The 26,845-nt window shown below is 42.6% G+C and carries 24 protein-coding genes; 15 read left to right on the forward strand and 9 right to left on the reverse strand.

The features are described from left to right. The first annotated feature begins 123 nt into the window (after positions 1-123). From FTV25_RS12190 to FTV25_RS12200, 3 genes are all read left to right on the forward strand, one after another. On the forward strand, positions 124-1,383 hold the full coding sequence (locus FTV25_RS12190) for a putative DNA modification/repair radical SAM protein (protein ID WP_159123756.1): 1,260 nt from the start codon (positions 124-126) through the stop codon (positions 1,381-1,383). Beyond that, a complete protein-coding gene (locus FTV25_RS12195; protein ID WP_125279323.1) occupies positions 1,383-2,162 on the forward strand; it encodes a TIGR03915 family putative DNA repair protein in 780 nt (259 codons plus the stop codon). The genes FTV25_RS12190 and FTV25_RS12195 overlap by 1 nt, the downstream gene beginning before the upstream one ends. 62 nt (positions 2,163-2,224) lie before the next feature. After that, the gene (locus FTV25_RS12200; protein WP_180003931.1) at positions 2,225-2,734 is read left to right on the forward strand and encodes a hypothetical protein; all 510 of its coding nucleotides are present in this window, start codon (positions 2,225-2,227) and stop codon (positions 2,732-2,734) included. Positions 2,735-2,779: 45 nt separating this feature from the next. On the opposite strand, the gene FTV25_RS12205 is transcribed toward FTV25_RS12200, so the two are convergent. The 3 genes from FTV25_RS12205 to metK all read right to left on the reverse strand — a co-directional run bounded on the left by FTV25_RS12205 (position 2,780) and on the right by metK (position 6,090). Continuing rightward, on the reverse strand, positions 2,780-3,991 hold the full coding sequence (locus FTV25_RS12205; RefSeq protein WP_180003929.1) for a YeeE/YedE family protein: 1,212 nt from the start codon (positions 3,989-3,991) through the stop codon (positions 2,780-2,782). A 250-nt stretch (positions 3,992-4,241) separates the two neighbouring features. Next, positions 4,242-4,586, reverse strand: a complete 345-nt coding sequence (locus FTV25_RS12210) for a hypothetical protein (RefSeq protein WP_180003928.1) — start codon at positions 4,584-4,586, stop codon at positions 4,242-4,244. Between the two features lie 337 nt (positions 4,587-4,923). Beyond that, on the reverse strand, positions 4,924-6,090 hold the full coding sequence (gene metK / locus FTV25_RS12215) for a methionine adenosyltransferase (protein ID WP_004786281.1): 1,167 nt from the start codon (positions 6,088-6,090) through the stop codon (positions 4,924-4,926). A 472-nt stretch (positions 6,091-6,562) separates the two neighbouring features. Between metK and FTV25_RS12220 the strand changes: the two genes are divergently transcribed. From FTV25_RS12220 to FTV25_RS12240, 5 genes are all read left to right on the forward strand, one after another. Continuing rightward, a complete protein-coding gene (locus FTV25_RS12220) occupies positions 6,563-6,946 on the forward strand; it encodes a prepilin-type N-terminal cleavage/methylation domain-containing protein (RefSeq protein ID WP_180003925.1) in 384 nt (127 codons plus the stop codon). A 440-nt stretch (positions 6,947-7,386) separates the two neighbouring features. After that, on the forward strand, positions 7,387-9,375 hold the full coding sequence (gene tkt, locus FTV25_RS12225; protein ID WP_166135154.1) for a transketolase: 1,989 nt from the start codon (positions 7,387-7,389) through the stop codon (positions 9,373-9,375). Between the two features lie 135 nt (positions 9,376-9,510). Further along, positions 9,511-9,726 carry a hypothetical protein gene (locus FTV25_RS12230; RefSeq protein WP_004786275.1) on the forward strand — a complete coding sequence of 72 codons (216 nt, stop codon included), beginning with the start codon at positions 9,511-9,513 and terminating at the stop codon, positions 9,724-9,726. 183 nt (positions 9,727-9,909) lie between these two features. Continuing rightward, a complete protein-coding gene (locus FTV25_RS12235; protein ID WP_179993378.1) occupies positions 9,910-10,365 on the forward strand; it encodes a GNAT family N-acetyltransferase in 456 nt (151 codons plus the stop codon). Between the two features lie 127 nt (positions 10,366-10,492). Beyond that, positions 10,493-11,086, forward strand: a complete 594-nt coding sequence (locus FTV25_RS12240) for a YceI family protein (protein WP_180003923.1) — start codon at positions 10,493-10,495, stop codon at positions 11,084-11,086. A gap of 179 nt (positions 11,087-11,265) precedes the next feature. Here FTV25_RS12240 and FTV25_RS12245 read toward each other — a convergent pair whose 3' ends face one another. Beyond that, a complete protein-coding gene (locus FTV25_RS12245) occupies positions 11,266-11,985 on the reverse strand; it encodes a glutamine amidotransferase (protein ID WP_179993380.1) in 720 nt (239 codons plus the stop codon). A 225-nt stretch (positions 11,986-12,210) separates the two neighbouring features. Here FTV25_RS12245 and yfcF point away from each other — a divergent pair, with 225 nt between their 5' ends. Both yfcF and FTV25_RS12255 read left to right on the forward strand, forming a co-directional pair. After that, positions 12,211-12,858 carry a glutathione transferase gene (gene yfcF / locus FTV25_RS12250; RefSeq protein WP_180003921.1) on the forward strand — a complete coding sequence of 216 codons (648 nt, stop codon included), beginning with the start codon at positions 12,211-12,213 and terminating at the stop codon, positions 12,856-12,858. Between the two features lie 197 nt (positions 12,859-13,055). Continuing rightward, positions 13,056-14,006, forward strand: coding sequence for a cation diffusion facilitator family transporter (locus FTV25_RS12255; protein WP_180003919.1), 951 nt, complete (start codon positions 13,056-13,058; stop codon positions 14,004-14,006). Between the two features lie 55 nt (positions 14,007-14,061). Here FTV25_RS12255 and FTV25_RS12260 read toward each other — a convergent pair whose 3' ends face one another. The 5 genes from FTV25_RS12260 to FTV25_RS12280 form a co-directional block, all read right to left on the reverse strand. Beyond that, positions 14,062-15,039, reverse strand: coding sequence for a fatty acid desaturase family protein (locus FTV25_RS12260; protein WP_180003917.1), 978 nt, complete (start codon positions 15,037-15,039; stop codon positions 14,062-14,064). Positions 15,040-15,133: 94 nt separating this feature from the next. Next, positions 15,134-15,922: a PaaX family transcriptional regulator C-terminal domain-containing protein gene (locus FTV25_RS12265; protein WP_180003915.1), complete on the reverse strand. Its 789-nt coding sequence runs from the start codon at positions 15,920-15,922 to the stop codon at positions 15,134-15,136. A 392-nt stretch (positions 15,923-16,314) separates the two neighbouring features. Continuing rightward, positions 16,315-18,027 (reverse strand): electron transfer flavoprotein-ubiquinone oxidoreductase, encoded by a 1,713-nt coding sequence (locus FTV25_RS12270; protein WP_180003912.1) that lies wholly within the window; start codon positions 18,025-18,027, stop codon positions 16,315-16,317. A 114-nt stretch (positions 18,028-18,141) separates the two neighbouring features. Beyond that, on the reverse strand, positions 18,142-19,383 hold the full coding sequence (locus FTV25_RS12275) for an MFS transporter (protein WP_004786258.1): 1,242 nt from the start codon (positions 19,381-19,383) through the stop codon (positions 18,142-18,144). Between the two features lie 57 nt (positions 19,384-19,440). Further along, complete coding sequence (locus FTV25_RS12280; protein ID WP_166135179.1) at positions 19,441-20,595, reverse strand: acyl-CoA dehydrogenase family protein; 1,155 nt, start codon at positions 20,593-20,595, stop codon at positions 19,441-19,443. A gap of 308 nt (positions 20,596-20,903) precedes the next feature. Here FTV25_RS12280 and FTV25_RS12285 point away from each other — a divergent pair, with 308 nt between their 5' ends. From FTV25_RS12285 to FTV25_RS12305, 5 genes are all read left to right on the forward strand, one after another. Further along, positions 20,904-21,683: an enoyl-CoA hydratase gene (locus FTV25_RS12285; protein ID WP_180003910.1), complete on the forward strand. Its 780-nt coding sequence runs from the start codon at positions 20,904-20,906 to the stop codon at positions 21,681-21,683. Positions 21,684-21,686: 3 nt separating this feature from the next. Next, positions 21,687-23,204, forward strand: coding sequence for a 3-hydroxyacyl-CoA dehydrogenase (locus FTV25_RS12290; RefSeq protein ID WP_180003908.1), 1,518 nt, complete (start codon positions 21,687-21,689; stop codon positions 23,202-23,204). Positions 23,205-23,216: 12 nt separating this feature from the next. After that, entirely contained in the window at positions 23,217-24,419 is a 1,203-nt protein-coding gene (locus tag FTV25_RS12295) for a 3-oxoadipyl-CoA thiolase (protein WP_180003906.1), read from the forward strand. A gap of 15 nt (positions 24,420-24,434) precedes the next feature. Then, on the forward strand, positions 24,435-25,652 hold the full coding sequence (locus tag FTV25_RS12300; protein ID WP_180003904.1) for a CaiB/BaiF CoA-transferase family protein: 1,218 nt from the start codon (positions 24,435-24,437) through the stop codon (positions 25,650-25,652). A 130-nt stretch (positions 25,653-25,782) separates the two neighbouring features. After that, positions 25,783-26,634: an IclR family transcriptional regulator gene (locus FTV25_RS12305; protein WP_004786244.1), complete on the forward strand. Its 852-nt coding sequence runs from the start codon at positions 25,783-25,785 to the stop codon at positions 26,632-26,634. Positions 26,635-26,845 lie beyond the last annotated feature (211 nt).

The following is a 26,845-nucleotide window of genomic DNA, read 5'->3' on the forward strand; positions in this document are numbered from 1 at the left end:
CTGTATGGATAACGGTTCAATTACATTTCTTACGACATGAGATGTCGTCACAAAGACAGCAAAGCTATAGTGCAGAACAGGGAAAATTTATAATAGGTTTTTAGCCAACAACTTGCTGAAATCATGTCTGATCGTATCCGAGAAAAACTACAAATTTTAGCTGATGCTGCCAAATATGATGTTTCCTGTTCATCGAGTGGCAGTAACCGTAAAAATAAAGACAAAGGCCTGGGTAATACCGGAAACGGGATCTGTCATAGCTATACCGAAGATGGTCGCTGTGTCTCATTACTGAAAATACTGTTTTCCAATGTCTGCATTTTTGACTGTGCCTATTGTGTCTCTCGTCGTTCCAATGACGTAAAACGTGCTGCATTTACCGTGCAGGAAGTGGTCGATCTGACCATGAATTTTTATCGCCGTAATTATATTGAAGGGCTGTTTTTAAGTTCGGGAATTTTTAAATCAGCAGATTACACCATGGAGCGGATGTTGCAGGTGGTGAAAAAGCTGCGTCTTGAAGAAAATTTTAATGGTTATATTCATCTCAAAACCATTCCCGGAGCATCGCAGGAGATCATTACTGAAGCGGGTTTATATGTCGACCGGATGAGTATCAACCTGGAAATGCCAACCGAAGCAGGCTTGCAAAAGTTTGCTCCAGAGAAAACCCATACAGAAGTGCAAAAAGATCTGGGAATTGTACGGGATCGCTTAATCCAGTTGAAAGATGAACGTAAGATCATCAAATCCGTTCCCAAATTTGTTCCCGCAGGACAGACCACGCAAATGGTGGTCGGTGCGCATAGTGAAACGGACAAAGATATTATTTTGATGGCTGATCGGCACTACAAGGAATTTAAGCTGAAACGCGTGTATTTTTCTGGCTATATTCCGATTAATCCCGAAGAAAAAGCCTTACCTGCAATCGGCTCAGCGCCACCCTTATTAAGAGAAAATCGTCTATATCAGTCTGACTGGCTGATGCGCTTTTATGGTTTTGAAGCAGATGAAATTGTGGATGACCAGCATCCAAATCTGGATCTGGATATTGATCCAAAACTGAGCTGGGCTTTACGCCATCCGGAGGCCTTCCCGGTTGATATTAACCGAGCCGACTACAAGATAATATTACGCGTGCCTGGCATTGGAGTACGTTCTGCCAAAAAGATTGTACAGGCACGCCGTTTTGGTCAGATTCATATCGATCAACTAAAACGGATGGGCGTGGCGTATAACCGGGCGCAGCATTTTATTCGCTGTGCAGATACACCGAAATTTAAAAAGGAGCAGCAATCCCAGCAGATTCGCCAGCAGATTTTACAAGCGGGTCAGTCCAAATATCAGCAGCAACTGTCACCTCAACTGGGATTTGGTTTCTGATGGCACACTACTGTTTTGATGGCACCATGACCGGTTTATTAAGCTGTGTATTTCGGGCTTTTGAATTTAAAGAGTTTGATGTCAAAGTGACGGCTAATCCGCAGGCCCAAAATGGCCTATTCGATGATTTTATTCATGTGGCCTCGAATGAAAGTCATGGGCAGCGGGTCTGGCAAGGCTTAAAACAGAAAATATCATCCAGTAGTTTAAAAGCCTTTTATTATGCTTTTCTTTCTGAAAAAGAACAGGCATTTCAGAACCTGTTCGATTTTGCGGTCTATGTATTCCAAAATCAGCGGCCGGTTGATAAAGATTATGGCCATCATGCAGTCATCGGAATGTCACAATGGATGAAACAGGTCGGGCGTGAAAAGCATCGTATGGAAGCTTTTGTCCGCTTCAAAAAGGCCAAAGATGGATTGTTTCTCAGTCTGGTCAAACCGGATTTTAATGTACTGCCGATTATTTCCCGACATTTTAAGGAACGTTACCAAGACCAGCGTTGGCTAATTTATGATGAGCAGCGCCAGTACGGCATCTATTACGATTTAAATGATGTGCACCAGATAGAGATGAATGCAGAAATGGTTGATCCACAAATCCGGATTGGACATAGTCAGTCTTTTAGTATTGAACTGGATGATGAAGAAGTACTCTATGATCAGCTTTGGAAAGATTATTTTAAAAGCGTGAATATTCAGGCACGACAAAATATGAAACTGCATATCCAATATGTACCTAAACGTTATTGGCGTTATATGAATGAGAAAGTACTTTAAATAAAATCTTCGCCCAGGTTTAAGGCATAATGACAGCTAATATTTAGATCGAGTGTATAGATATGAAGGTATGGCTGGCATCATTAGCTATGGTAACTGGATTGGCCGCATGTTCAGCAGAGCAACAGAAAGTAGCAGTAGATCCAGGTAAATATCAGGTTAAAAGTGCACAGGAATTACAGCAACGTTTTGATGATCTAAACAGTAAGTTGGCACAAGACTTTCAGCAATTTAAAAAAGTAGAAAGTATTGCCTTTTCTCATCAGCTGCCTTTGGATGTGAATAACCTGCAAACCTTGAATCAGCATCCTGTCAGCCGGACTGCGCTAAAATCCAGTAAAGTGGCCTATTGTGACATGATGAATGGTTATTTTGCTGAGATGTATCGCTTGGGGCATTATAATCTGAATCTGGTCGACGAAATTCAATTGCCTAAAGCCGAGAATGAAGACCTGAAATCCAATTTTGCATCTAGCGATCAGTTCTATACTTTTATTCTGGACCGTTATACGGCTTATCGTCAGGTTCAACAAACCATGAATTATGGTTGTAATCTAAAAGCTGCGTTATAAGTAGTAAGCTAAAAAAAAGCCCATCGCAAAGATGGGCTTTTTTATTTAGCAACCAGTTAATTTTTCTGGTTGAGGTTTCTCACCGGGGAAGAAAATTGGACGAAGTTTTACCCCAAGCCCATTTCCAAGGAATGCGAAGACCAGCCATAACCAGCCATGTACGCTGCCTGAAGCAATACCACTAAAATAGGCACCGATATTACAGCCATAAGCCAGACGAGCGCCGTAGCCAAGCATCAAACCGCCAATAACTGCAGCAACCAATGAACGTTTTGGAATATTGAAGTTTGGAGCAAATTTACCTGCCAGACTGGCGGCCAATAATGCACCAAGCATGATGCCAAAGTTCATCATAGACGTAATATCGAACCAGAGCGATTCAGATAAGGCTTTGGCATTTGCTGGTTGCTGCCAATACGCCCAAGAGGCTACATCAATTCCAACAAAACTTGCAGATTTCGCCGCCCAGACAGCAAGGGCAGAAGTAACCCCCCATGGACGACCAGCCAGCGCCAAAGTAGCAAAGTTAAGCAGGGTTAAAATGATTCCGCCCCAGATTAATGGCCACGGACCACGCAAAAAACGTTTCCAGCCCTGATGCTGGCTTCGAGCTTCAATTTCCAGGTTGCCATGACGTTTCTTTTCAAAAAATACAGTTGCAGCCGCAATGACAGCAAAAATAATGAAACTCAAAATAAGTGCAGGAATGACACCAAAACTTTCTACAATGGAGATAGGTGCGAAATGAGGCAGGTTAAACCACCAGTCAATATGCGAAGTCGCAATCAGTGAGCCGGCACAGAAGAAGAACAGAGTTACCAGCATACGGGCACTACCACCACCAACGGTATAAAGTGTGCCTGATGCACAACCGCCACCGAGCTGCATCCCAATCCCGAATATAAATGCACCAATTACGACAGAAAGTGAAACCGGACTGACAAAGCCTTGAACTGGATTACCAAACAGTTCACCTGCGCCTAAAGCAGGGAAAAATAGCAATACAGCAAGACCCAGCATGATCATTTGGGCACGTAAGCCACGACCACGACGTTCTTTAATAAAGACGCGCCAGCTGGAGGTAAAACCAAACGAGGCATGATACAAGGTCATGCCCAGTGCACCACCCACCAGAAATAATAGAGCCTGGTTTAGACCTACGATGTGATAGGCACCGACGGTTCCTAATACAAGTAAAATAAAAGCCACCCAGACCGAGAGATTCGATCGCTGGGAAGACGCAGCAATAACAGACATGGGAGATCAAGCTTTAAAAATAAAGTCGCGTATATTACGCAATTTCTCACTAAAATGGGCTGATCTAGGGCTTCTAAGAGTCAATTAAACATCCTGATAACTGATAATAATTATGACTTTAAATGATATAAGGTCATCATTATTTCAAAAGATATCAGTTTAATCACAAGAATCATTTGCCCAATAGTGAAATGTATAAAAAGTTTAAAAGCCTGCAAAGCAGGCTTTTAAAGATTGAAAGCTTTAAAAATTAATTTTCAGCTTTCTCGCGTACTTTACCTGCACCTTCTTCAATAGCACCCGCAGTTGCAGCAGTCGCATTTTTAGCGGCTTCAGCAGTGGCATCGGCTGCTCGAGAAGTCGCAGCTGCAGCTTCATCAGCGGCACGGGAAGCATTTGCTGCCGCATTATCCATGGCTTGGTCAGTTTCTTGAGAAGCCTCATGAGTGGCATCTTCCATATCATGGCCGGCTTGAGTAGCAGCATTTTCTAAATGCTCACCTGTAGTCGCGCCAGTTTCAGGCTGTTTCTCTTTATTACAACCCACCAGTGTTACGGTAGCAACTAAACCCAAAGCAACAAGTAATTTATTCATCGTGTCATATCCTTTGTAGTTGTAAGGTCGAAAACAGTCTAGCGAGTATTTATTTGAATTTATGCTAATAATTAGATCAGAATTTGTTCACTAAATGTAATTTTTATAAAGGCTTATACAATTTTCGCCAAATATAAATCGTCTGATTATTTGAATGTATTTTCTTACAAACCTTATGTAGATTGCTTCTCACTACTTATAAAGAGTGAGGTTATTCACTTTAAGATATAGTTTTAGATGTAACAAAACACAACTATTTCATCATCAATTTTTATCAGGCTAAAAGTAGAAGCCATAAAAAAAGCCCGCATAAAGCGAGCTTTTAAAACTTGAAAACTTATAGACCAGCAGATGCTTTAAGTGCTTCGACTTTGTCAGTTTTTTCCCAAGTAAATGCAGTATCTGAACCTTCACGACCAAAGTGACCATAAGCCGCAGTCTGTTTATACATTGGCTGGATCAGGTTCAACATACGGGTAATACCGTATGGACGCAGGTCAAAATGCTCACGAACCAATTGAACGATCAATTCATCAGACACTTTGCCTGTATTGAAAGTATTGATTGAAATTGAAGTTGGTTCAGCAACACCAATCGCATAAGACACCTGAATTTCACATTTGTCTGCAAGACCCGCAGCGACAATGTTTTTCGCAACATAACGGCCTGCATAAGCAGCAGAACGGTCAACTTTTGATGGATCTTTACCAGAGAATGCACCACCACCGTGACGTGCCATACCGCCGTAAGTATCTACAATGATTTTACGGCCAGTCAGACCACAGTCACCTACAGGGCCACCGATCACAAACATCCCGGTCGGGTTGATGTGGAATTTGGTATCTGCATGGAACATGTCGGCAGGAATGATTTTCTTCACAATTTCTTCAATCACAGCTTCTTTTAAATGAGCTTGTGAAATTTCAGGATCGTGTTGAGTCGAAAGCACAACAGCATCTAGGCGAACAGGCACGCCATTTTCATAAGCGAAAGTCACCTGGCTTTTTGCATCTGGACGTAACCAAGGCAATGTACCGTTACGGCGTAATTCAGCCTGTTTTTCCATTAAGCGGTGCGCATAAGAAATTGGCGCAGGCATGAGTACATCAGTTTCACGGCTGGCATAACCAAACATCAAGCCCTGGTCGCCGGCACCTTGATCTTCAGGTTTCTGACGGTCTACACCCTGAGCAATTTCAGGAGACTGCTTACCGATCATGTTGATGATCGCACAAGTCGAACCATCAAAACCTAGGTCAGAATGATGATAACCAATACTGTTAACGGTATGGCGGACAACCGCTTCAAAATCGATGTTCGCAGTTGTTGTGATTTCACCGGCAAGTACAACCGCACCTGTTTTTACAAGCGTTTCACAAGCAACCCGTGCATATGGGTCTTCTTTTAAGATTGCATCCAAGATAGCATCACTGATTTGGTCAGCCATTTTATCTGGATGGCCTTCGCTTACAGATTCCGAAGTAAATACAGCGTACTCGCGCATAGTCCTATCACAGTTAAATTTAAAGACCCGATATGTTACATCGACTTGTGCTCTAGGACTAGCGTAACTCGACAAAATTGCACGAAATTGTTTCAAATTATTGTGCTTTTATTTGATTATTGGAATTAAAAAAACTGATATGCCTAATTAAACAGCAGGGCGGATTCATTTAATAAACTTAATAAATAGTCTGTGAATTGATAAAGGACGCTTATTAAGCAGTGATATTTCTAAACAAATTTGCATAACTAAATACTAAGAAAAATATAAAAATTAAAGTGCCTAAAATATCAAGGAAAGTGATCATTCTATTAATAAATTAAGAAGGGGGTATTGATCGTACGACAGACAGCCTTGCTGCAAATAGTCCGATTCTGCATAGTAGTTTCAAGTCTTCAGAAACCGCCTGTCAGGAAGTGGCGAAATCTTTTGGTATGGACTTGTTTAAAAGGCTGTACGGAGATGGAAAAGCATGTATCAAAAGGCGTTTACCTTGATTGAAGTCATGATTGTACTCACAATTATTGCCATTCTGGCGACAGTAGCAGGCATGAGTTATCACAGTTATGTAGTGCGAAGCCAACTAGCGGAGGTTTTTGAGCAGGCAGGTAGCTATCGAACTCAATTTATTGCCTCTGATGGACATTGTGATGCGGGCCGTCAAATTGGCAGCGGAACCCAATATATTGAAAAAGTCGTGATCAATGCCGCTTGTCGGATAGAATTTAAGCTACGGCAGGATGGGGTAGATACGGCTATTCGTGGGAAATCCATTGCTTTTGATGTCTATAGCGGCAGTTGTTCTTCGAGCGATATCAGTCAGCGTTATTTACCTAAAGATTGCCGAGGACAATGATTTTCTTGGTATCGATTAGCCTGATTTAACTTTAATCTTTATCTTTTATGTCTGAGGATCTTGGGCAGACAATAGATATTCACATATACATTTTTATAGCCTGGAAAAGATCACTTATTTAAATCTGGATCTTCTGTTTTGATCCTTATATGGATGTCTCCTGAAAAGGAATTCAACATATTGTGAAAGTTTAATTTATAAAAAATAGTTAAGAATAATTCCAGATTTATCATCTTATTAGAATCTAACTTAAACTCTAGTCAATCAATGCACCTTAAAAGTGCAGAATATTTATCCGATAGGTAAATACAAGATCAATAAATTGATAAATATTGTAGGCTAGTCTTTACCCCTCGCTGTTTTTTTAAGACAATAGACGGCAGTTTTGAAAGTCTTTTCATCATTTCCTATTTCTTCTGAATTTATTTGGACGCTGATTTATGACAACCCCGCTTAATGAACGTCGTATTGCAAACGCAATTCGTGTATTGGCAATGGATGCTGTGCAAAAAGCAAACTCAGGACATCCAGGTGCTCCAATGGGGATGGCAGATATCGCTGATGTGGTTTGGCGCGAATTCTTAAACCATAACCCAACAAATCCGAATTGGGCTAACCGTGACCGTTTCGTATTGTCGAATGGCCATGGCTCTATGCTTCAATACGCACTTCTTCATTTAACGGGCTATGATCTTTCAATTGAAGATCTTAAAGCATTCCGTCAACTTCATTCTAAAACTCCAGGTCACCCAGAATTGGGCTATGCACCGGGTATTGAAACAACCACTGGCCCATTAGGCCAAGGTATCGCAAATGCTGTTGGTTTTGCACTGGCTGAAAAAACTTTAGCAGCGCAATTCAACAAGGAAGATATCAAAGTTGTAGATCACTACACTTACTGCTTCCTGGGCGATGGCTGCTTGATGGAAGGTGTTTCTCACGAAGCATGTTCTTTGGCAGGTACTTTAGGTCTGGGTAAGCTGATTGCTTACTATGATGACAACGGTATTTCGATTGACGGTGAAGTTGAAGGCTGGTTCTCTGACGATACAGAACAACGCTTCAAGTCTTATGGCTGGCAAGTGATCAAAGTTGACGGTCATGATGCTGATGCAATCCGTCAAGCCACTGTTGAAGCAAAAGCTGAAGTGAATAAACCAACCATCATCATGTGTAAAACAGTGATTGGTTTAGGTTCACCAAACAAACAGGGTAAAGAAGACTGTCACGGTGCTCCTTTAGGTAATGACGAAATCGTATTGACTCGTGAAGCTTTGGGTTGGTCAGATGAAGCGTTTGTCATTCCTGAAGATGTATACGCAGCTTGGGATGCCAAAGATAAAGGTTCACAAGCTGAAGCAGCATGGAATGAAACTTTTGCCGCTTATGCAGCAAAATATCCAACTGAAGCAGCTGAATTAAAACGTCGTCTTTCTGGTGATCTTCCAGCTGACTTTGTTGCAAAAGCGGATGCTTATATCGCTGAAGTAAATGCAAAAGAAGAAACCATTGCTACACGTAAAGCGAGCCAAAATACGTTACAAGCTCTTGTGCCTTCACTACCAGAAGTACTAGGTGGTTCTGCTGACCTTGCAGGTTCTAACCTGACACTTTGGAAAGGCGCGCAAGGCGTACAGGACAATCCAGCAGGTAACTATGTTCACTACGGCGTACGTGAATTTGGTATGACTGCGATTGCCAACGGTGTTGCACTGCATGGCGGTTTCATTCCTTATGTAGCAACATTCCTGATGTTTATGGAATATGCACGTAATGCAGTACGTATGTCTGCACTGATGAAACAACGTGTGATCCATGTATATACTCACGATTCAATCGGTCTGGGTGAAGATGGTCCTACACACCAGCCAATTGAACAAATCGCATCTTTGCGTGGTACACCAAACCTGAATACATGGCGTCCATGTGACACTGTTGAAGCAGCAATTTCCTGGAAATCTGCTTTGATGCGTTCAGAAGGTCCAACAGCATTAATTTTCTCTCGTCAAAACCTGCCATTCCAAACGCGTACTCAAGCACAAATTGAGAATGTAGCGAAAGGTGGTTATGTTCTGGCTGAAGAAAAAGGTGAATTGAAAGCGATTATCATTGCGACTGGTTCTGAAGTTTCTCTTGCGATGGAAGCTTATGCACAGCTTGAAGGTGTACGTGTCGTATCTATGCCATGTGCTGAAGAGTTTGTGAAACAGGATGTTGCGTATCGTGAAGCGGTTCTTCCTTCAAATATTCGTGCGCGTGTAGCGGTTGAAGCTGCACATGTGGATTACTGGTGGAAATTTGTAGGTCTGGATGGTCGTGTGATCGGTATGACTACTTATGGCGAATCTGCACCTGCTAAAGACCTGTTTAAACACTTCGGTATTACAACTGAAGCTGTTGTAACAGCTGTAAAAGAGATTACTGCTTAATCAACTGATTAAGTCGTTTTTTAAGGGCGCCCCAGTTTTGGGGCGTCTTTTGTTTTTTCGCTTTCTAGCCTTGTTTTCATGTGGCAACCGCTAAAAAGTGTTCTCCCATAATTGAAATGAAAGAGTGAGATAAACATGAGCTTGTATGAACAAATTAGTGATGAAATTACTTTAATGGATGCAGGCGAGCAGAAATGGATCGGGCAGGATCTACCCCTTGAAGCAATGGTTGCGGTTGAGCTATTACTTCAGGAAATGGCTGAAGAAAAAATCATTAAAGTACGTCGCAAGAACCATGAAAAGCATTCTGGTTTGAAACAGGTGGATCGTATTCTGGTTGAAAAACTTTAATAGAAAATACTAAAAGTCCCTGAGCGGGACTTTTTTTATATCGGATGATTTTCATCTGGCAGTTGCTTATGAACATTAGATAAGATAAATCTAAGTTTGTGTCCTCATAAAAGCTTAATGACTTATATCGTAAATAATTGAATTAAAGATAATGAAAGACATAAACCAAAGAAGTTACTCAATATGGAAATATCATCCCAGATCCAGATCAAATCTCTAGAGCAAATATCACAGCCCGAATGGCTGTTTTTATGGAAAGGCTATCAAACCTTTTATGAGGCGCAAATTTCAGAAAAAATCAGTGAAAATACCTGGGCCAAGCTCACTAGTCCTGGACAGGACAATATGTATGGTTTTGCTGCACTGATTGATGGAAAAGTAGTCGGGCTAGTTCATGTGGTTGAGCATGACAGTAGCTGGACCATGCGTCCTTATGCCTATTTGCAGGATTTATTTGTTCATCCGGATTATCGCGGGCAGGGCATAGCACGTGTACTGATTCAGCATATCTATGATGTAGCAAAGCAGCGTAATTGTGATCGGGTGTACTGGCTGACCCATGAATCGAACCATAAAGCCAGATTGCTCTATGATAAAGTGGCCAAAAAAACCGGATTTATCCAGTATCGTATGTCTTAAATGCTTAGATTTACACGAGAATTTACAATTTTATCGTTTCATAGTTGCAACAAAACGTTTTATCTTTAGGGATGTAAACGGTTCAAGATTCTATAAACTGAAGTTAATTCAGACGAGAGATAACAACATGAATTTGAAAACATTAACTTTAGGCTTGGTAGCCGCATCTGTTGCAACTTTCAGCTTTGCAAAACCAGTGACTTATACAATTGATCCGAGTCATACTGCGACGGTATTTAGCTGGAACCATTTTGGTTTTTCTACGCCATCAGGCAATTTCTCTGATATTCAGGGTAAAATTGTGGTCGACAATGAACAGCCAGCAAAATCTTCTGTAGATGTGACCATTCCAGTTTCTAGTATAAATACCAACGTGACTGCACTGGATGACCATTTAAAGAAAGAAGATTTCTTTGATGCGGCCAAATATCCAAATATTACCTTCAAAAGTACTAAGGTAGAAACCAAGGACAAAAAGAACTTCAAGATTACCGGTAATTTAACCGTTAAAGGCGTGTCCAAACCAGTGGTATTGGATGCCGTGTTAAATAAACAGGGTGAACATCCAATGGCAAAAGTTCCGGCAATTGGTTTTAATGCTACAACATCATTTGACCGTTCTGCATTCGGCTTAGGCGCGAATGTTCCGCATGTGAGTGACAAGATTACTGTTCAGATCACCACTGAAGCGACCATTCCGGCAGAACCTGCAAAGAAATAAGATTTATTTCCATTCTGCATAAAAATAAAAAAGCACCTTTATAAAGGTGCTTTTTTCTTGGGCCAATAGATGAATTATGAAACAGAATCGGCATCTATCTAAACTAAAAAATCTTAGCTATGATTCCATTAATCTATTTTGCAAACTTTTAATCATAAATATTTATCCAGTACCTTTGCTCAAGATACTATTTTTAACTGAGTCAGATATTGCTCTAGGACAGCTTTAGAAGTGCCTTCCAGTACAGGTGCAAATTGAAGATTGGCTGCCCGAAGAACTGGGATATTAATTTTAGCTTGACGTAATTCAGAGGTATGACCAACTAGCCATTTTTCCAAGCTATCGCCAGCGACTTCAGGATGAAATTGCAGAGCCAGAATATTTGATCCTATCCGGAAAGCCTGATTTGGATAGAGATTGGAACTGGCTAATAATTCAGCCTGTTTAGGCAGATCAAAAGTATCGCCATGCCAATGTAGCACTTCAATATTTTCCAAGGCTTGTAGTGGATTATTCTCAGTGGCTGGAAGACTAAGTTTAGACCAGCCAATTTCTTTGCTATGTCCTGCATAGACTTTAGCACCGAGTGCATGAGCCATGAGTTGAGCACCCAGACAAATACCTAAAGTGGGTAAATTCTTTTCTAAACGCACTTTAAGTAAGTCTATTTCTTGTTGTAAGAAAGGGTAGTCCTCCGTTTCATAAACACCAATTGGACCCCCTAAAATAATTGTCAGACCTTTATATTCATACGCTTTACGCAGGTCATCAATACCGGCTTCAAAATAGCGAACACGTAACCCCAGCTGATAAAACACATCTTCCCAAGCGCCTAGGTCTTCAAAAGCCAGATGTTGAATGGCATATACGGTATCGGGGAAGTGATCAAGGTTCAGCATAGCAATCAGGTCTAAATGGAAAATATTTATTTAACGTTATTCTGCAAAAAATTAGAAGTCTTTTTAATCCGGTGAGTTAGCATCAGGTAAGTGATTCATTCAAATTGGCAATCCTCTGTAAGACTATAACTCCGCTTTGTATCAATATGCAGCGATATTTTCCTTTTCTATAAAAAAGGCGTTAGAGTAGAAAGCAGTGGATAATCATAAGAGGCAGGATAAAAAATGCACAATATCTGCTTATATGTCGATAAAAAACGTATCAGTCCTTATGCCATGTCAGTTTATGTGGCTCTAAAAGAGAAAGGACTCAACTTTCAGGAAAAAATGATCGATCTGGATCTGCTGGAACAGCAATCTTTGGCTTATCGTAAAATTTGTCCGAGTGGTAAAGTCCCTTGCCTGATTATTGATGATTTTCATTTATTTGAATCTGGGGCGATTACCGAATATCTGGAAGATGCTTTTCCGGCACCGGATTATCCTGCTTTATATCCTGCAGAGATGAAAGTCAGAGCAAAATGTCGCGCCGTTCAGGCTTTGATGAAAACTGATTTTTCCTCTATCCGGCAGGATATGCCTTCAACTTCGATCTTTGTTCCACCTAAAAGGCCTTTAATCGCATCGGCTGAAACTATGCAGGATATTCAGCGCTTACTGGCAATCACAGAAACTTTAGTTGAAGAGTTGTGGCTCACCGAACAATGGTCAATTGCAGACTTTGATCTAGCCTTTATGCTGCATCGTCTGCTTAGTCATGATGTTGAGCTTCCCGAAAAGATTCAGGCCTATATCCAGCGTAATTTTCAGCGATCTTCAGTGCAGTCCTGGATTTTGGAAAATGAAAAACTGCGGACCCATACTGAGTTTTGATTCTATATCGGGTAAAGAGGTAAATTTAATAATTCAAGCGCTGAATTTGCTTAATGAATGAACATGGATATTTTAAAAGAGAGTTAAGCTATACAAAAAATTGCTTAAATATCAGCAGTGCAGGCATAGTATAGAAAGTATAGGCAATAAGAAGTAGCTAAAACTTAGAATCAGATTCAAATGAAAAGGAGTATAAGGTGGGTGGGTCACATCATCATGATCATAGTCATGTAGAAGTTAGTGCGAAGAATGCCAAAAAACTGTCCATCGCCTTAGCCCTGACGACAGCCTTTTTAATTGTAGAAGTCATTGCCGGTTTTATGACTCAGAGTCTGGCCTTGCTTTCTGATGCAGCGCATATGTTTACTGATGCTGCTGCATTGGCAATTGCACTGGCTGCGATTAAGATCGGGCAAAAACCCGCAGATGATAAACGTACCTTTGGCTACCAGCGTTTTGAAATTCTGGCAGCTTTGTTTAATGCGATTATGCTATTTCTGGTAGCGATGTATATCCTGTTTGAAGCTTACCAGCGTTTGAGTCATCCCCCTGAAATTGAAAGTCTGGGCATGTTGATTGTCGCTATACTTGGACTGGCCATTAACCTGATCTCCATGAAAATTCTGGTTTCTAGCAGTCAGGAAAGCTTGAATATTAAAGGAGCTTATCTGGAAGTACTGAGTGATGCACTAGGTTCGGTGGGTGTCATTATTGGCGCAGTGATCATCTATTTCAGTGGCTGGATGTGGATCGACACCGTGATTGCGGTCATGATCGGATTCTGGGTCATTCCACGGACATGGATTTTATTGAAACAGAGTATCAATATTCTGCTGGAAGGGGTTCCCGATGAAATCGATATTGAAAAACTGCGCCATGACCTACTGGCGCTAGACGGTGTTGAAGATATTCATCAGCTAAAAGTCTGGGCGATTACTTCCAAGAAGGTGATGTTAACGGTGCATCTGGTTGCGCCAGACGTTGACTATAAAAAGTTGCATCAGGAGGCGTTTGAGATGTTGCACCATGAACATCACATTACCGAGATGACATTGCAAATTGAAGCAGAAGATTGTCCGCCAGAACAGCATCGGCAATCAGCCCATTTACATGAGCATCATGAGCATAAGGAAAGCCATCAACATTAAGTATGAGAAATTTTGCCATCACACTTAATGTATTTTTAAACTTCGATCTTTTATTTTAGCCTTTTAATAATGAAACAATTACATCTTTATAACTCGGTGGCGCTTTCACGTAATCGCGCTCTCGCAACATCTGATGCATTTTGGGCAGATTTTGATGTGGAACAGAGGCCATTAAATGATGTTCAATATGATAACTCACATGAATCGGTGCAACGAAAGCCCGCGCTAGCCAGCCTGCACGGGTGGTACGGGTATTAGTCAGTGCAGAATGGCTGGTTTCCAGACCAGCATGCTCAGCCATTGCCCGGATACGGATAAACAGTGGGAAAGGGGTGATATAAGCTAACGGCCATAATAAATAAAGTTTCGGATGACCGCTGGCCCAAAGTGCAGAAAATAGGGCAGCATTGGAAATCAGCATGCCCGAGCTATTTTTTAACAGATTCTTTGCCAGTTCCAAGTTACTGCGATTACCACGAGGAATTGGTTTCGGATCATTGGAAACACTCCATTCCAGAAGTTCTAAATCCATCAAGACTCGGCCAGCCAGAAATTTTAGGCCGGATTGACCATTTAAATCTCTAAAGAATTTTCTAAATAATGATTGTTTAGTAATTGGAAAGTTTTTCACCAAACCTAAATCTGGATCATCAGGTTGAGAGGTGCGGGCATGATGTTTCAAATGATAAGGACGATATTTACCGACCTCATTCCAGATCGGACGGGCGCACAACCAGTCAGTGAAGTGTGTGTTTAGCCACTTGGTTTTAAACAGACTGTGGTGTGAGGCATCGTGCATTAAAATGGCCATAGCCAGCTGACGACCTGCCAGAATGGCTAATGCCAAGGCACATATCAATATTTTCCCCCAGACTGGTAAATATTCCCAGCAATAAGCGACTGTGCCAAAGGTCAAAACAATCACAGCCCAAGTTGAGCTCACTGCCAAAGCACCCTGTAAATCGGATGGGGTAGTCAGCTCTCTAATTTCTTCACGGCTAAATAGCTCTGTGACACTCACTTTACTGTTCATTATTCTGCCTTGATCTAATTCTTGTATTTCTTATCACTATATTTGAATTAAAATATTACAGTCAATTTATTTTTGTGAGTATGTGGGAAATAAATTATACACCTTGTTGTTGAAAATATTGCTGCCATAACTGCTGGCCTTGTTCCTCCATACGCCGTACAGCCAGTTCAAACTTTTGTCGGGCTGGAGCATCTAGCCATTCTTCAGGCAATAGCGGATCTGCACGCAGACTAAATACAGCAGATTTCGCCAGATAAAAGGCGGTTTTAGCTGATTCAGCCAAGGATAACTGTTGATGGTTTTCAAACCATTGTTCAATTTCCTGGCTGATATTCAAATAAGTTTGATGCAGGCCATGAATATCCCAAAGTGCTGATACATGGGTGTGCTGATCGATCTCACTAACCTGAAAAAATCGTGCGCCTTGATCTAGGCCAAACTTGACGGCTGCTGATTTAAGCTCGTTCAAACCAAGTTGCAAATTGTCCGGGCGGATAAACACGTTTTGTTCCAGTTCCTGAAATCCATAATAACGCAGGGCTTTTTCCCGTTTAGATAAGGCCGTACGATCTACCCGCCCCAAAGCACCGGTATAAACCAGAATGTATTTGCCATCCCAGGCCATAGCGGTCTGCATATTGGGATGTTTGTTCAGGCTGATAAAAGAAGTATCAAATTTTTTTTCAATTAATTGATAAATGCCGCGTTCTACTGACTGAATGATCTGATCCTGATTGAGTCGTGCGACCGCAACCCGCAAGCTGTTGTCAGAGATTCCTAATAAATCTGCTGCACATAACATCTGTTTGATGCTAACAGTAGAATTATGTGAGGCATAGAGCAGGTCTAGTACCAGATGTCGGGCATTCAGTTTATAAGTCATGAAACTAGATCGTGAATAGAAAATGAGAAATTGGGAACTTTTTGTACAATAGCATTTTGAATAGGGGTAACCAAAGAGGAATACGACTAAAGTGTTTGTATATTCAGGCAATTAATTTTAATTAAAAGACAACGTATATGGGTAAAATAACTAGATAAGGTCTTGGTTTTCTACTGAGACACCGTATTTCACAGCCAATAAGCTGGTCTAAACAGCAAGTCAACGAAAAAGTCGTGAATCGGTTTTTTTTATCTCTTTATTCTTGATTATTTTTAATCCCAGCTCCCTAGGGAACTGGAATTACCTAAAAAATTAAAGTGAAGTGTTAGTTATAACTGCTTCAAAAATGGGTATATGAACAAGAACAAGATTTCTTATTCACACGAATTACCTTACATATTCGGGTAGTTCGGACCACCGCCACCTTCCGGTGTTACCCAGGTGATATTCTGAGATGGATCTTTGATGTCACAGGTCTTGCAGTGTACACAGTTCGCGGCGTTGATCTGGAAGCGTTTCGAACCATCATCATTTTCCATGATTTCGTAAACACCCGCCGGGCAGTAGCGCTGTGCAGGCTCATCCCATTTTGGCAAGTTGACATCTACTGGAATCGAAGCATCGGTCAGTTTTAAATGTGCCGGCTGGTTTTCTTCATGCACCGTGTTCGATACAAACACAGAAGACAGACGGTCAAACGTCAGCTTACCATCCGGTTTTGGATAGTTCGGCTTGAAGTTCACTGCATCAACCGTTTTTAGCGTGCTGAAGTCAGGAACCAGGTCATGCAGGGTGAATGGCACTTTGAATACGTTCTGGTCGATGAAGTTGAATGCACCACCCATCCATTGACCAAACTTGTGCATTGCCGGGCCAAAGTTACGCGCGCTGTACAGCTCTTCTTTTAACCAGCTGTTGTTGAACTTGTCTGTATAAGCAGTTAGCTCTTTTACGAAGAAGTCTTCGCCTTCAGTTACACGTGCAACGGCAAGGTCACCACCTTTTTCTACACCGGCAGCAATCGCTTCAAATACCGCTTCACCACACAACATGCCTGATTTCATGGCAGTGTGTGAGCCTTTGATCTTGGCAAAGTTCAGGAAGCCGGCATCATCACCGATTAAAGAACCACCCGGGAAGGTGAATTTCGGCAGGGAGTTAAAACCACCTTTAGTTACCGCACGCGCACCATAAGAAATACGTTTACCACCTTCCAGATACTGTTTAATCAGTGGATGGGTTTTCCAGCGCTGCATTTCCATGAATGGATACATGTGTGGATTTTCATAAGAAAGATCCACGATCATACCTAATGTCACCTGGTTGTTTTCAGCATGGTATAACCACCAGCCGCCTGAAGAACCAGTTTCAGATAAAGGCCAGCCGGCACCGTGCATTACCAGACCTGGTTTGTGTTTCGCTGGATCGATTTCCCACAGTTCTTTAATCCCGATACCGTAATGCTGTGGATCAGCATCTTTGTCCAGATTGAATTTCTGGATCAGGCGTTTACCTAAGTGACCACGGCAGCCTTCAGCAAAAATGGTGTATTTAGCATGCAGCTCATAACCTGGTGCAAAGTTATGCGTCGGTTCGCCATCTTTGCCAATCCCCATGTCACCGGTTTGGATACCTTTCACCGTACCATCTTCATGATACAGAATTTCAGAAGCAGCAAAGCCCGGGAAGATCGATACTTCCAGCTCTTCGGCTTTCTGGCCTAACCAGCGCACCACGTTACCCAGTGAGATCACGTAGTTACCATCGTTATGCATAGTTTTAGGCACTATCCAGTGCGGTGCTTCTTGTGATTTTTCATCTGAAAGAAGGAAGAAAGTTTTGTCTTCTGTCACTGGCACATTTAAAGGCGCACCTTCTTCTTTCCAGTTCGGGAACAGTTCGTTCATGGCACGTGGTTCAAGCACAGCACCTGAAAGAATATGTGCACCGACTTCGGAGCCTTTTTCTACGACACAAACGGACAGATCATTTAAATTGTTTTCAATTGCAAGTTGACGGATCTTGATTGCAGCAGACAGGCCGGCAGGACCCGCACCTACGATCACAACGTCAAACTCCATCGATTCTCTAGAAATATCTTCCATAATAAGAAATCCTGTTTCGCTTAGCGGTATTTTACCACAGTGAAAAAGTTTTTAAATAGAAAGTTGGGAATTGATTATGAAAAAAGCCTCCTAGGAGGCTTTTTCTAAAACGGATTAAGATTTTTGAGGATCGTAGAGTTTTTCTTTGATGAACAGGGCAGGAAGCAGACCACAGATAAAGTATGCAGCACCCATTACTAAGAAGCCAAGACCGATCGAACCGCCTGTTGCCAGATAACCAATCGTAGCTGGGGCAATTGCCGCACCTAAACGACCGACATTATATGCACCACCAATTGCTGTGCCGCGTACGTTGGTTGGGAAGCTTTCAGTCATATAAGTCGCATTCACACCATATGGAATACCGTATAGGAAACCGAAGATCACCAATAAGTACAGGATATTGTCTGGTGAGTTATAGAATACGATCAGTGGTAGGAAGATCGCAGTACCAATCGCACCGAAGGCATAAGTAAAACGACGTCCGAATTTATCTGCCATTAAGCCTGCAAGGATTTTACCTAGAATCATCGCGGTATAAGTACCGACCATGTAGGCAGTCATTTCCTTGAACTTCATACCCAGTTCACTTTCCAGGTATGTCGGCATCCAGTTGTTTACGCCATAATAACCAAACTGAAGGAAACCAGCAGTTAAAGCCCATAAGATAAACATGTTGCGGTTTTTCTTATCCTGGAAAATCAGCTTCCAGGTCGACTCAGCAGGTTTGTCAGTCACTTCAACTTTTTTGAAGCGGTTTTCTTGCCATGCCGCTGGTTCTGGAACCATGATGTGCATCAGGATCGCCATTACGATTGGAATTGCAGCCACATAGAACAGCATGCGCCAGCCGTGATCTGGAATTAACCAGCCCGCAAGCAAGGTCGCAACGATATAGCCAACTGTCCAGCCAGCCTGTAATGTACCTAAAACGGTAGTACGATATTTAGTAGGTACGTACTCAGCCATTAAAGTATTCGATGCAATATACAAAGAACCCAAGCCAAGAGAAGCGAAGAAACGTAATGCACCAAATTGAGCAAAGCTTTGGGTAAAACCAAGACCACAAGTCAATGCCGAAAATAAAAGGATTGAGACAACGACGGTACGTACACGACCGAATTTATCACAAGCCCACCCTCCGAATATACCTCCAACTGCCATACCTGCAAGGGTAAAGCTTCCGAGCATCCCAGCTTCCACAGAGGTTAGGCCAAATTCAGCTTTAATACTGTTTAAGCTGTAGGAAAGCAGCATTAAATCCGCACCATCGACCAGCAGGGCGAGGAATGCAAAGATAAATGCGATTTTCCAGGTATTTGGGCCAATTTTTGAAATTGTATTCGTTATAGCCATCATCCATTACCTATAAAAAAGGCCTGATCGCAAGGAGAGTTGATCAGGCCAAACTTGTTACTGAGTCGCCTCGCGAATCATATTGCGAGCAATAATGACTTGCTGGATCTGCGTGGTTCCTTCATAAAGACGGAATAAACGCACATCGCGGTAGAAGCGCTCAATTGCATATTCACTGATGTAGCCCGCGCCACCATGGATTTGCACACCACGGTCAGCGACACGGCCACACATTTCTGTTGCAAACATTTTTGCGCAAGATGCTTCAGTACTTACGTTCTGGCCGGCATCACGACGACGCGCTGCATCAAGCACCATACATTTCGCTGCATAAATTTCAGCTTTAGAATCTGCCAGCATGCCTTGGATCAACTGGAAGTTGGCAATCGCCTGACCGAACTGCTTACGTTCAACGGCATATTGCAATGAATCTTCCAGCATACGGGTTGCAGCACCCACGCTTAGTGCGGCAATGTGGATACGGCCTTTATCCAGAACCTTCATCGCAGTTTTAAAGCCAACGCCTTCCACACCGCCAATCAAAGCTGATGCAGGGATACGGCAGTTTTCAAAGATCACGTCACAGGTATGTGCGCCTTTTTGGCCCATTTTCTTGTCACGTTTACCCAGTGAAATACCTGGTAATTTGCTATCAACGATGAACGCTGAAATGGCAGCAGCGCCTTTCAATTCTGGGTTGGTACGAGCCATTACCGTGAACACACCCGCATGTGGGGCATTGGTAATAAAGCGCTTGGTACCATTCAGGATGTACTCATCGCCATCTTTCACAGCAGTGGTTTTCAAAGATGCTGCATCAGAACCTGAATCCGGTTCAGTCAAACAGAACGAGCCAATGATTTCACCGCTAGCCAGTTTTGGCAGGAAGTGCTGTTTTTGCTCTTCAGTACCGTCGATGATCAGGCCAGATGCGCCGATACCGTTATTCGTACCAATCAATGAGCGGAAAGCAGGGGAAGTGCGGCCCAGTTCAAAAGCGATATAGACTTCTTCTTCCATGGTCAGGCCAAGACCGTCATATTCTTCAGGAATGGTTAAACCAAATAAGCCCAACTCTTTCATTTGTTGCACGATTTCTGCAGGAATTTCATCCGTTTCTGCAACAATTTCTTCATTTGGGATTAATACGCCTTCTACAAATTGGCGAATCATATCTACCAACTGGTCTAAGGTTTCCTGATCACGAATCATGTCCTAACTCCGTATCTAGGATTTCGTTCTGTCCACATCTTGTCCAATGTGAATAAAAACTCATCACTAAGCTAAATTTATGCGGATACTAATTAAAATTAAAACAAGGATCAATATATACGAAAGTATATTTCGCTGTGCGATATATATGTTTTGCTTTAAAATTAGATTTAAATAATTGATTTAATGTGATTAATGCTATTTTTTAAGGCGTTATAAAATATTTTTTGTTCATATTTGAATAGTTTACTTTGAACGAAATTTATGTATATTGTTAATTAAATACCGCTGTGCGAAATGAGAAGATTATGGAAAGCACTGAAATTTTAAAATTGACTGTACAGGAAGATGGCGTCGCGATTGTTCAAATCCATCGCCCGGAAGCACGTAATGCCTTGAACCTGGAATTACGTCAGCAACTCTCTGAAGCATTTCAATACCTTTCAAAATTAGATGCTGTAAAAGCGATTGTTTTGACCGGCGGTGAAAAAGTATTTGCTGCGGGTGCAGACATTAAAGATTTCACCACTGCAACTACAGCCCAAATATATTTACGCCATACTGAACAATATTGGCAAAGCATTACTGATTGTCCGAAACCGATTATTGCAGCAGTCAATGGCTATGCACTCGGTGGTGGCTGTGAACTGGCCATGCATGCGGACATCATCATTGCCGGTGAAAGTGCCAAATTTGGTCAGCCTGAAGTGAAACTGGGCTTGATGCCAGGTGCAGGTGGGACACAACGTTTACTGCGCGCGATTGGTAAATATCAAACCATGCTTTGGGTATTGACCGGTAAATTGGTGAAAGCTGCTGAGGCTGAGCGTATGGGCTTGGTTTCTGAAGTCGTGGAAGATGAAAACACCATTACCCATGCGATTGAGATTGCTCAAACGATTGCGTCTTTCTCTCCAATCGCGGTTCAGCAAATTAAAGAAGTGACCAATCTTGGCCAAGATCAATCTTTACAAGGTGCTTTGGCATTGGAACGTAAAGCTTTCCAGATTTTATTTGATACCAAAGATCAGAAAGAAGGCGTGAATGCGTTCTTTGAAAAACGTCCTGCACAATACACTGGAGAATAAGACATGACCATTCAATCTATGGCGCTCATTGGTACTGGTGTAATGGGCATGGGTATCGCGCAAATCGCAGCCCAGGCAGGTCTGGAAGTGCGCTTATTCGATGCCAAAGCAGGTGCGGCAGAAGCAGGTTTGGCTAAACTTAAAGCTACGCTTGAAAAGCTGCAAGCCAAAGGTAAATTTACTGAAGAAGTTCTGAATGCAACTCTGGCACGTTTCAAAATCCTGAATAGCATTGAAGAAGTGGTTGGTGTTGATCTGGTGGTTGAAGCCATCATCGAAAATCTGGACATCAAGCAAGGTTTATTTAAACAGCTGGAATCCATTGTTTCACCAGAGACCATTCTGGCCACCAATACCTCATCGCTTTCAGTGACTGCGATTGCTTCCAATCTTGAGCATCAAGGTCGTATGGCGGGATTCCACTTCTTTAATCCAGTGCCCTTGATGAAAATTGTCGAAGTGATTGCTGGCCTAGCAACAGATGAACAGGTCGTTGCAGATCTACTCGAACTGGCACAACATATGGGTCACTTTGGTGTGCGTACCAAAGACACGCCAGGATTCATTGTCAATCACGCGGGTCGTGCTTATGGTACTGAAGCACTAAAAATCCTGGGTGAAGGTGTAGCTTCTGTTTCTGAAATCGACCGTATTCTGCGTGAAGGTGCCGGTTTCCGTATGGGACCACTGGAATTATTTGACTTGACTGCACTGGATGTTTCTCATCCGGTAATGGAATCGATTTTCAACCAGTATTATCAGGAAGACCGTTACCGTCCAAGCGCTTTAACCCGTCAAATGCTGGCTGGTAAAAAAGTCGGTCGTAAAGTCGGTGAAGGTTTCTATAAGTATCAGGATGGTCAAAAGACTAATGAAGCTCCGGCTCAGATTGCGCCTGAAGTAACTGAATTCAGCCCGGTCTGGATCAAAGCAGATCTTGAACAGGATGCCAGTATCTTGCGTGACTATATCCGTGAGCAAGGTCTGGTTATCGACAGTGCAGAAACTCCGGCAGCTGACAGTCTGATTCTATTGGCCACTTATGGTGAAGACACCACGACTGCAGCGCTTCGTTTTGATGTCGATGCGACTCGTGCAATCAGCATCGATATGCTGACTGATTTTGCCAAGCACCGTACCATCATGCCTTCGATTGCAACTCAAAAAGCCTATATCGACCAGGCACATGCATTGTTTGCTAAAAATGGTCATGGCGTATCGGTAATTGCTGAAAGTATTGGCTTTGTCGCACAGCGCGTATTGGCAATGGTCGTGAATCTGGCTTGTGATATTGCCCAACAACAAATCGCAACTGCAGCCGATATCGATAAAGCAGTAAAACTTGGTCTGGGCTACCCACATGGACCAATTTCATGGGGTGATGTTTTGGGCGCAGAACGTATCCTGTTGATCCTAGAACGTATCCTGACAAATACCGGTGACCAGCGTTACCGTCCAAGTCCATGGGTACAACGCCGTGCCCGTTTAAAACTTTCTCTTCTTCACACTGTAGCAGTTTAAGGAATCAAACTCATGTTAAATGCATATATTTATGATGGATTACGTACGCCATTTGGTCGTCATGCAGGTAGCCTGGCAAAGGTTCGTCCAGATGATCTTGCTGCACATGTGATTAAGGCACTGGTAGAGAAGCATAATTTAGCTGCTGATATTTTTGATGATGTAATTCTGGGTAATACCAATCAGGCGGGTGAAGACAGTCGTAACATTGCACGTCATGCAACGTTATTAGCGGGTCTGGATGTGAAAACGCCAGCACAAACTGTGAACCGTCTATGTGCTTCTGGCTTGGCTGCGGTGATTGATGCTGCTCGTGCAATTACTTGTAATGAAGGGGATATCTTCCTTGCAGGTGGTGTCGAGTCGATGTCTCGTGCACCGTTTGTCTTTGCCAAATCTGAAACACCATTTAGCCGTGATTTTAAAGTATTCGATTCAACCATCGGCGCACGTTTTCCGAACCCTGCCATTGAAAAACAGTTCGGCAATGACACCATGCCGCAAACTGGCGATAATGTAGCAGTAGAATACGGTGTAACCCGTGAAGATGCAGACCAGTTTGCTGCAGCATCACAAGCCAAATATGAAGCAGCTAAACAGGCGGGTTTCTTTGCTGACGAGATCGTGGGTGTTGAAGTGCCTCAAGGCCGTAAATTGCCCCCAAAACTGGTCGATCAAGACGAACATCCACGTCCATCTTCTAACTTGGAAGCGCTACAGAAACTACGTCCACTGTTTGAAGGCGGTGTGGTGACTGCGGGTAATGCTTCTGGTGTCAATGATGGTGCAGCAGCGCTAATCATTGGTTCTGAAGCCGCTCAGGAAAAACTGGGCATCCAGCCAATGGCGAAAATCATCGCTTCAGCGGCTGCGGGTATTGAACCACGTATTATGGGCGCCGGTCCGGTTGATGCGATCAAACTAGCATTAAAACGTGCCAACTTGACGTTGGATGACATGGATATCATTGAAATCAATGAAGCATTCGCATCACAAGTTTTAGCATGCTTAAAAGGTCTGGGTGTGGCATTTGATGATGCTCGTGTGAACCCGAATGGTGGTGCGATTGCAGTTGGGCATCCACTCGGTGCTTCAGGTGCTCGTTTAGTGCTCAGCACCGCTCGTGAATTGCAGCGCAGCGGCAAAAAATATGCTGTGATTAGTCTGTGTATCGGTGTGGGCCAAGGTCTGGCACTGGTCATCGAACGCGTATAAACAAAGGAAAAACACATGGGTGCATTAGAGGGTATTCGCGTACTGGATTTAAGTCGCGTACTTGCAGGTCCTTGGTGTGGTCAAATCCTCGCGGATTTAGGCGCTGAAGTGATTAAAGTTGAACGTCCTAAAACGGGTGATGATACCCGTATGTGGGGACCACCTTGGATGAAAAATGACCATGGTGAAAATACACGTGAAGCGGCGTACTACCAGTCAGCCAACCGTAATAAAATGTCAGTTGCGATTGATATTTCAACGCCTGAAGGTCAGGAACTGGTCAAAGCACTGGCTGCTGATTCAGATGTGGTGATTGAAAATTACAAAGCGGGTTCATTGAAAAAATACGGTCTGGATTATGAAAGCCTCAGCGCGATTAATCCGAAACTGGTGTATTGCTCAATTACTGGCTTTGGTCAAACTGGCCCTCGTGCACCTGAACCAGGTTATGACTTCATTATCCAGGGGATGGGCGGTTTAATGTCTGTCACTGGTGAGAAAGATGACTTACCGGGGGGCGGACCACAAAAAGTCGGTGTGGCTTTTGCTGACTTGACCACGGGTTTGTACTCGACCATTGCCATTCAGGCAGCCTTGCTAAATCGTCATGTGACTGGTCTCGGTCAGCATATTGATATGGCATTGCTAGATGTACAAGTTGCATTACTCGCAAACCAAGGGATGAACTACCTGGCTTCGGGTAAAATTCCAGGTCGTTATGGTAATGCACATGCCAATATTGTCCCTTACCAAGTGTTCCGTGCGGCCGATCAGGACTTCATTATTGCCTGTGGTAATGACAAACAGTTTGTGGCCTTGAGCGCTGCAATTGGTTTGCTTGATTTGCCACAAGATCCACGTTTTGTGACCAATGCACTGCGTATTCAGCATCGTGCAGAAATCACAGAGCTGCTAGCCAAACATTTCTTAAGCAATACTGCGAAGCATTGGGTAGAAGCAATTCATGCAGTGAAAGTTCCGGTAGGCCTGATTAATAACCTTGAACAAGCTTTCCAGGAACCACAAGTGCAAGCGCGTAATATGCTGGTTGAGATCCCCCATCCGTTAAAAGAAAAATTAACGGTGATTGGCTCACCAATTAAATTATCGCGTACACCAGTGGAATATCGTAAAGCACCACCAATGTTAGGTGAGCATACGAATGAAATTCTTTCACGTGTCGTGGATGAGGAAAAACTGGAGGCCCTAAAAGCTCAAGGTATTGTTGGTTAATAAACAAGAAAACCCATAAGTCCAATAAAGAAGCAACTTAATCAAAGTTGCTTCTTTGCTATATACAAGATAATTATTTATAATTTCGCAATGCGAAACACTTATTATGAATTTGAAGGACGGTGAAGACATGTCTGATGATGTACCTGAAACCGATCAGTCGGAAGAAAAATTAATTGCGCCTTTGCGCCATGAGTTATTGCATCCGATCGAAGATATGCAGGATGAAAATGACCGTCAATTTATTACAGCTTTAGCACGTGGTCTGGAGTTACTGCGCTGCTTTAGTCCAAAACATCAGCATCTGGGCAATCAGGAACTGTCACAAATGACAGGTTTACCTAAACCGACGATTACTCGTTTAACCCATACCTTGTCCCGTTTAGGATATTTGAAGCAGGTTCCTAATTCGAGCAAGTTTCAGCTCTCAGTCGGCGTACTGTCTTTTGGTTATTCGATGCTGTCGAATTTATCCTTACGTTCAGTTGCACATCCATTAATGAAAAATCTGGCGGACTATGCTGAGGCAGCTGTTGCGATGGCAACCCGTGACCGTCTGAATATGATTTATCTGGATGTGGTGCAGGGCAAAGGCAATGTCACCATGCGTCGTCAGGTAGGTACCCATTTGCCGATTCATTTAAGTTCAATGGGGCGTGCCTGTCTGGCTGCAATGCCAGAAGATGAGCGTGATTTTCTACTTGATGCGATTCGCCGTAAACATGCTAAAGAATGGCCACAGATCCAAAAAGATCTGGAGAAGTCATTTAAAGACTATCAGGAATATGGTTTCTGCTTTTCAATCGGTGAATGGCATAAGGATGTCAATTCGGTTGCAGTTCCTTTTGTCCATGAACAGCATGGTCTACTGGTGTTTAACTGCGGCGGTCCAAGTTTCCTCCTCAATGAAGAGAAAATCAAAAATGATATTGCACCACGCTTATTACATATGGTGAATAATATTAGAAATGAATTGGGTTAGAATCTTATAGATAGTTAGATATTACTGATTTTTTATTTAAGAGCAGGTTTTGAAATTAAATACCTGCTCTTAATATTTTTATAGAATAGATCTCTTTCATAAATCAAAAAACGATCTTCTTTTTGGTTAATATTTGCACTCCGGATTTCTTGGCATTCGTGCATAATCTGCGGATGAAATACATCGATTCAAACAAGCTTTCTGATCCTCA

The organism is Acinetobacter sp. YH12249 (genome assembly GCF_013417475.1).
Classification (GTDB): Bacteria; Pseudomonadota; Gammaproteobacteria; order Pseudomonadales; family Moraxellaceae; genus Acinetobacter.

Coding starts and splice junctions, on each gene's coding strand:
- FTV25_RS12275 (WP_004786258.1), bottom strand. CDS start 19,383: ATGGCTATAACGAATACAATTTCAAAAATTGGCCCAAATACCTGGAAA.
- yfcF (WP_180003921.1), top strand. CDS start 12,211: ATGCACAATATCTGCTTATATGTCGATAAAAAACGTATCAGTCCTTAT.
- FTV25_RS12195 (WP_125279323.1), top strand. CDS start 1,383: ATGGCACACTACTGTTTTGATGGCACCATGACCGGTTTATTAAGCTGT.
- FTV25_RS12300 (WP_180003904.1), top strand. CDS start 24,435: ATGGGTGCATTAGAGGGTATTCGCGTACTGGATTTAAGTCGCGTACTT.
- metK (WP_004786281.1), bottom strand. CDS start 6,090: ATGCGCGAGTACGCTGTATTTACTTCGGAATCTGTAAGCGAAGGCCAT.
- FTV25_RS12265 (WP_180003915.1), bottom strand. CDS start 15,922: ATGACTTATAAACTGAATGCCCGACATCTGGTACTAGACCTGCTCTAT.
- tkt (WP_166135154.1), top strand. CDS start 7,387: ATGACAACCCCGCTTAATGAACGTCGTATTGCAAACGCAATTCGTGTA.
- FTV25_RS12260 (WP_180003917.1), bottom strand. CDS start 15,039: ATGAACAGTAAAGTGAGTGTCACAGAGCTATTTAGCCGTGAAGAAATT.
- FTV25_RS12220 (WP_180003925.1), top strand. CDS start 6,563: ATGTATCAAAAGGCGTTTACCTTGATTGAAGTCATGATTGTACTCACA.
- FTV25_RS12245 (WP_179993380.1), bottom strand. CDS start 11,985: ATGCTGAACCTTGATCACTTCCCCGATACCGTATATGCCATTCAACAT.
- FTV25_RS12270 (WP_180003912.1), bottom strand. CDS start 18,027: ATGGAAGATATTTCTAGAGAATCGATGGAGTTTGACGTTGTGATCGTA.
- FTV25_RS12295 (WP_180003906.1), top strand. CDS start 23,217: ATGTTAAATGCATATATTTATGATGGATTACGTACGCCATTTGGTCGT.
- FTV25_RS12235 (WP_179993378.1), top strand. CDS start 9,910: ATGGAAATATCATCCCAGATCCAGATCAAATCTCTAGAGCAAATATCA.
- FTV25_RS12205 (WP_180003929.1), bottom strand. CDS start 3,991: ATGTCTGTTATTGCTGCGTCTTCCCAGCGATCGAATCTCTCGGTCTGG.
- FTV25_RS12200 (WP_180003931.1), top strand. CDS start 2,225: ATGAAGGTATGGCTGGCATCATTAGCTATGGTAACTGGATTGGCCGCA.
- FTV25_RS12280 (WP_166135179.1), bottom strand. CDS start 20,595: ATGATTCGTGATCAGGAAACCTTAGACCAGTTGGTAGATATGATTCGC.
- FTV25_RS12305 (WP_004786244.1), top strand. CDS start 25,783: ATGTCTGATGATGTACCTGAAACCGATCAGTCGGAAGAAAAATTAATT.
- FTV25_RS12230 (WP_004786275.1), top strand. CDS start 9,511: ATGAGCTTGTATGAACAAATTAGTGATGAAATTACTTTAATGGATGCA.
- FTV25_RS12210 (WP_180003928.1), bottom strand. CDS start 4,586: ATGAATAAATTACTTGTTGCTTTGGGTTTAGTTGCTACCGTAACACTG.
- FTV25_RS12240 (WP_180003923.1), top strand. CDS start 10,493: ATGAATTTGAAAACATTAACTTTAGGCTTGGTAGCCGCATCTGTTGCA.
- FTV25_RS12285 (WP_180003910.1), top strand. CDS start 20,904: ATGGAAAGCACTGAAATTTTAAAATTGACTGTACAGGAAGATGGCGTC.
- FTV25_RS12190 (WP_159123756.1), top strand. CDS start 124: ATGTCTGATCGTATCCGAGAAAAACTACAAATTTTAGCTGATGCTGCC.
- FTV25_RS12290 (WP_180003908.1), top strand. CDS start 21,687: ATGACCATTCAATCTATGGCGCTCATTGGTACTGGTGTAATGGGCATG.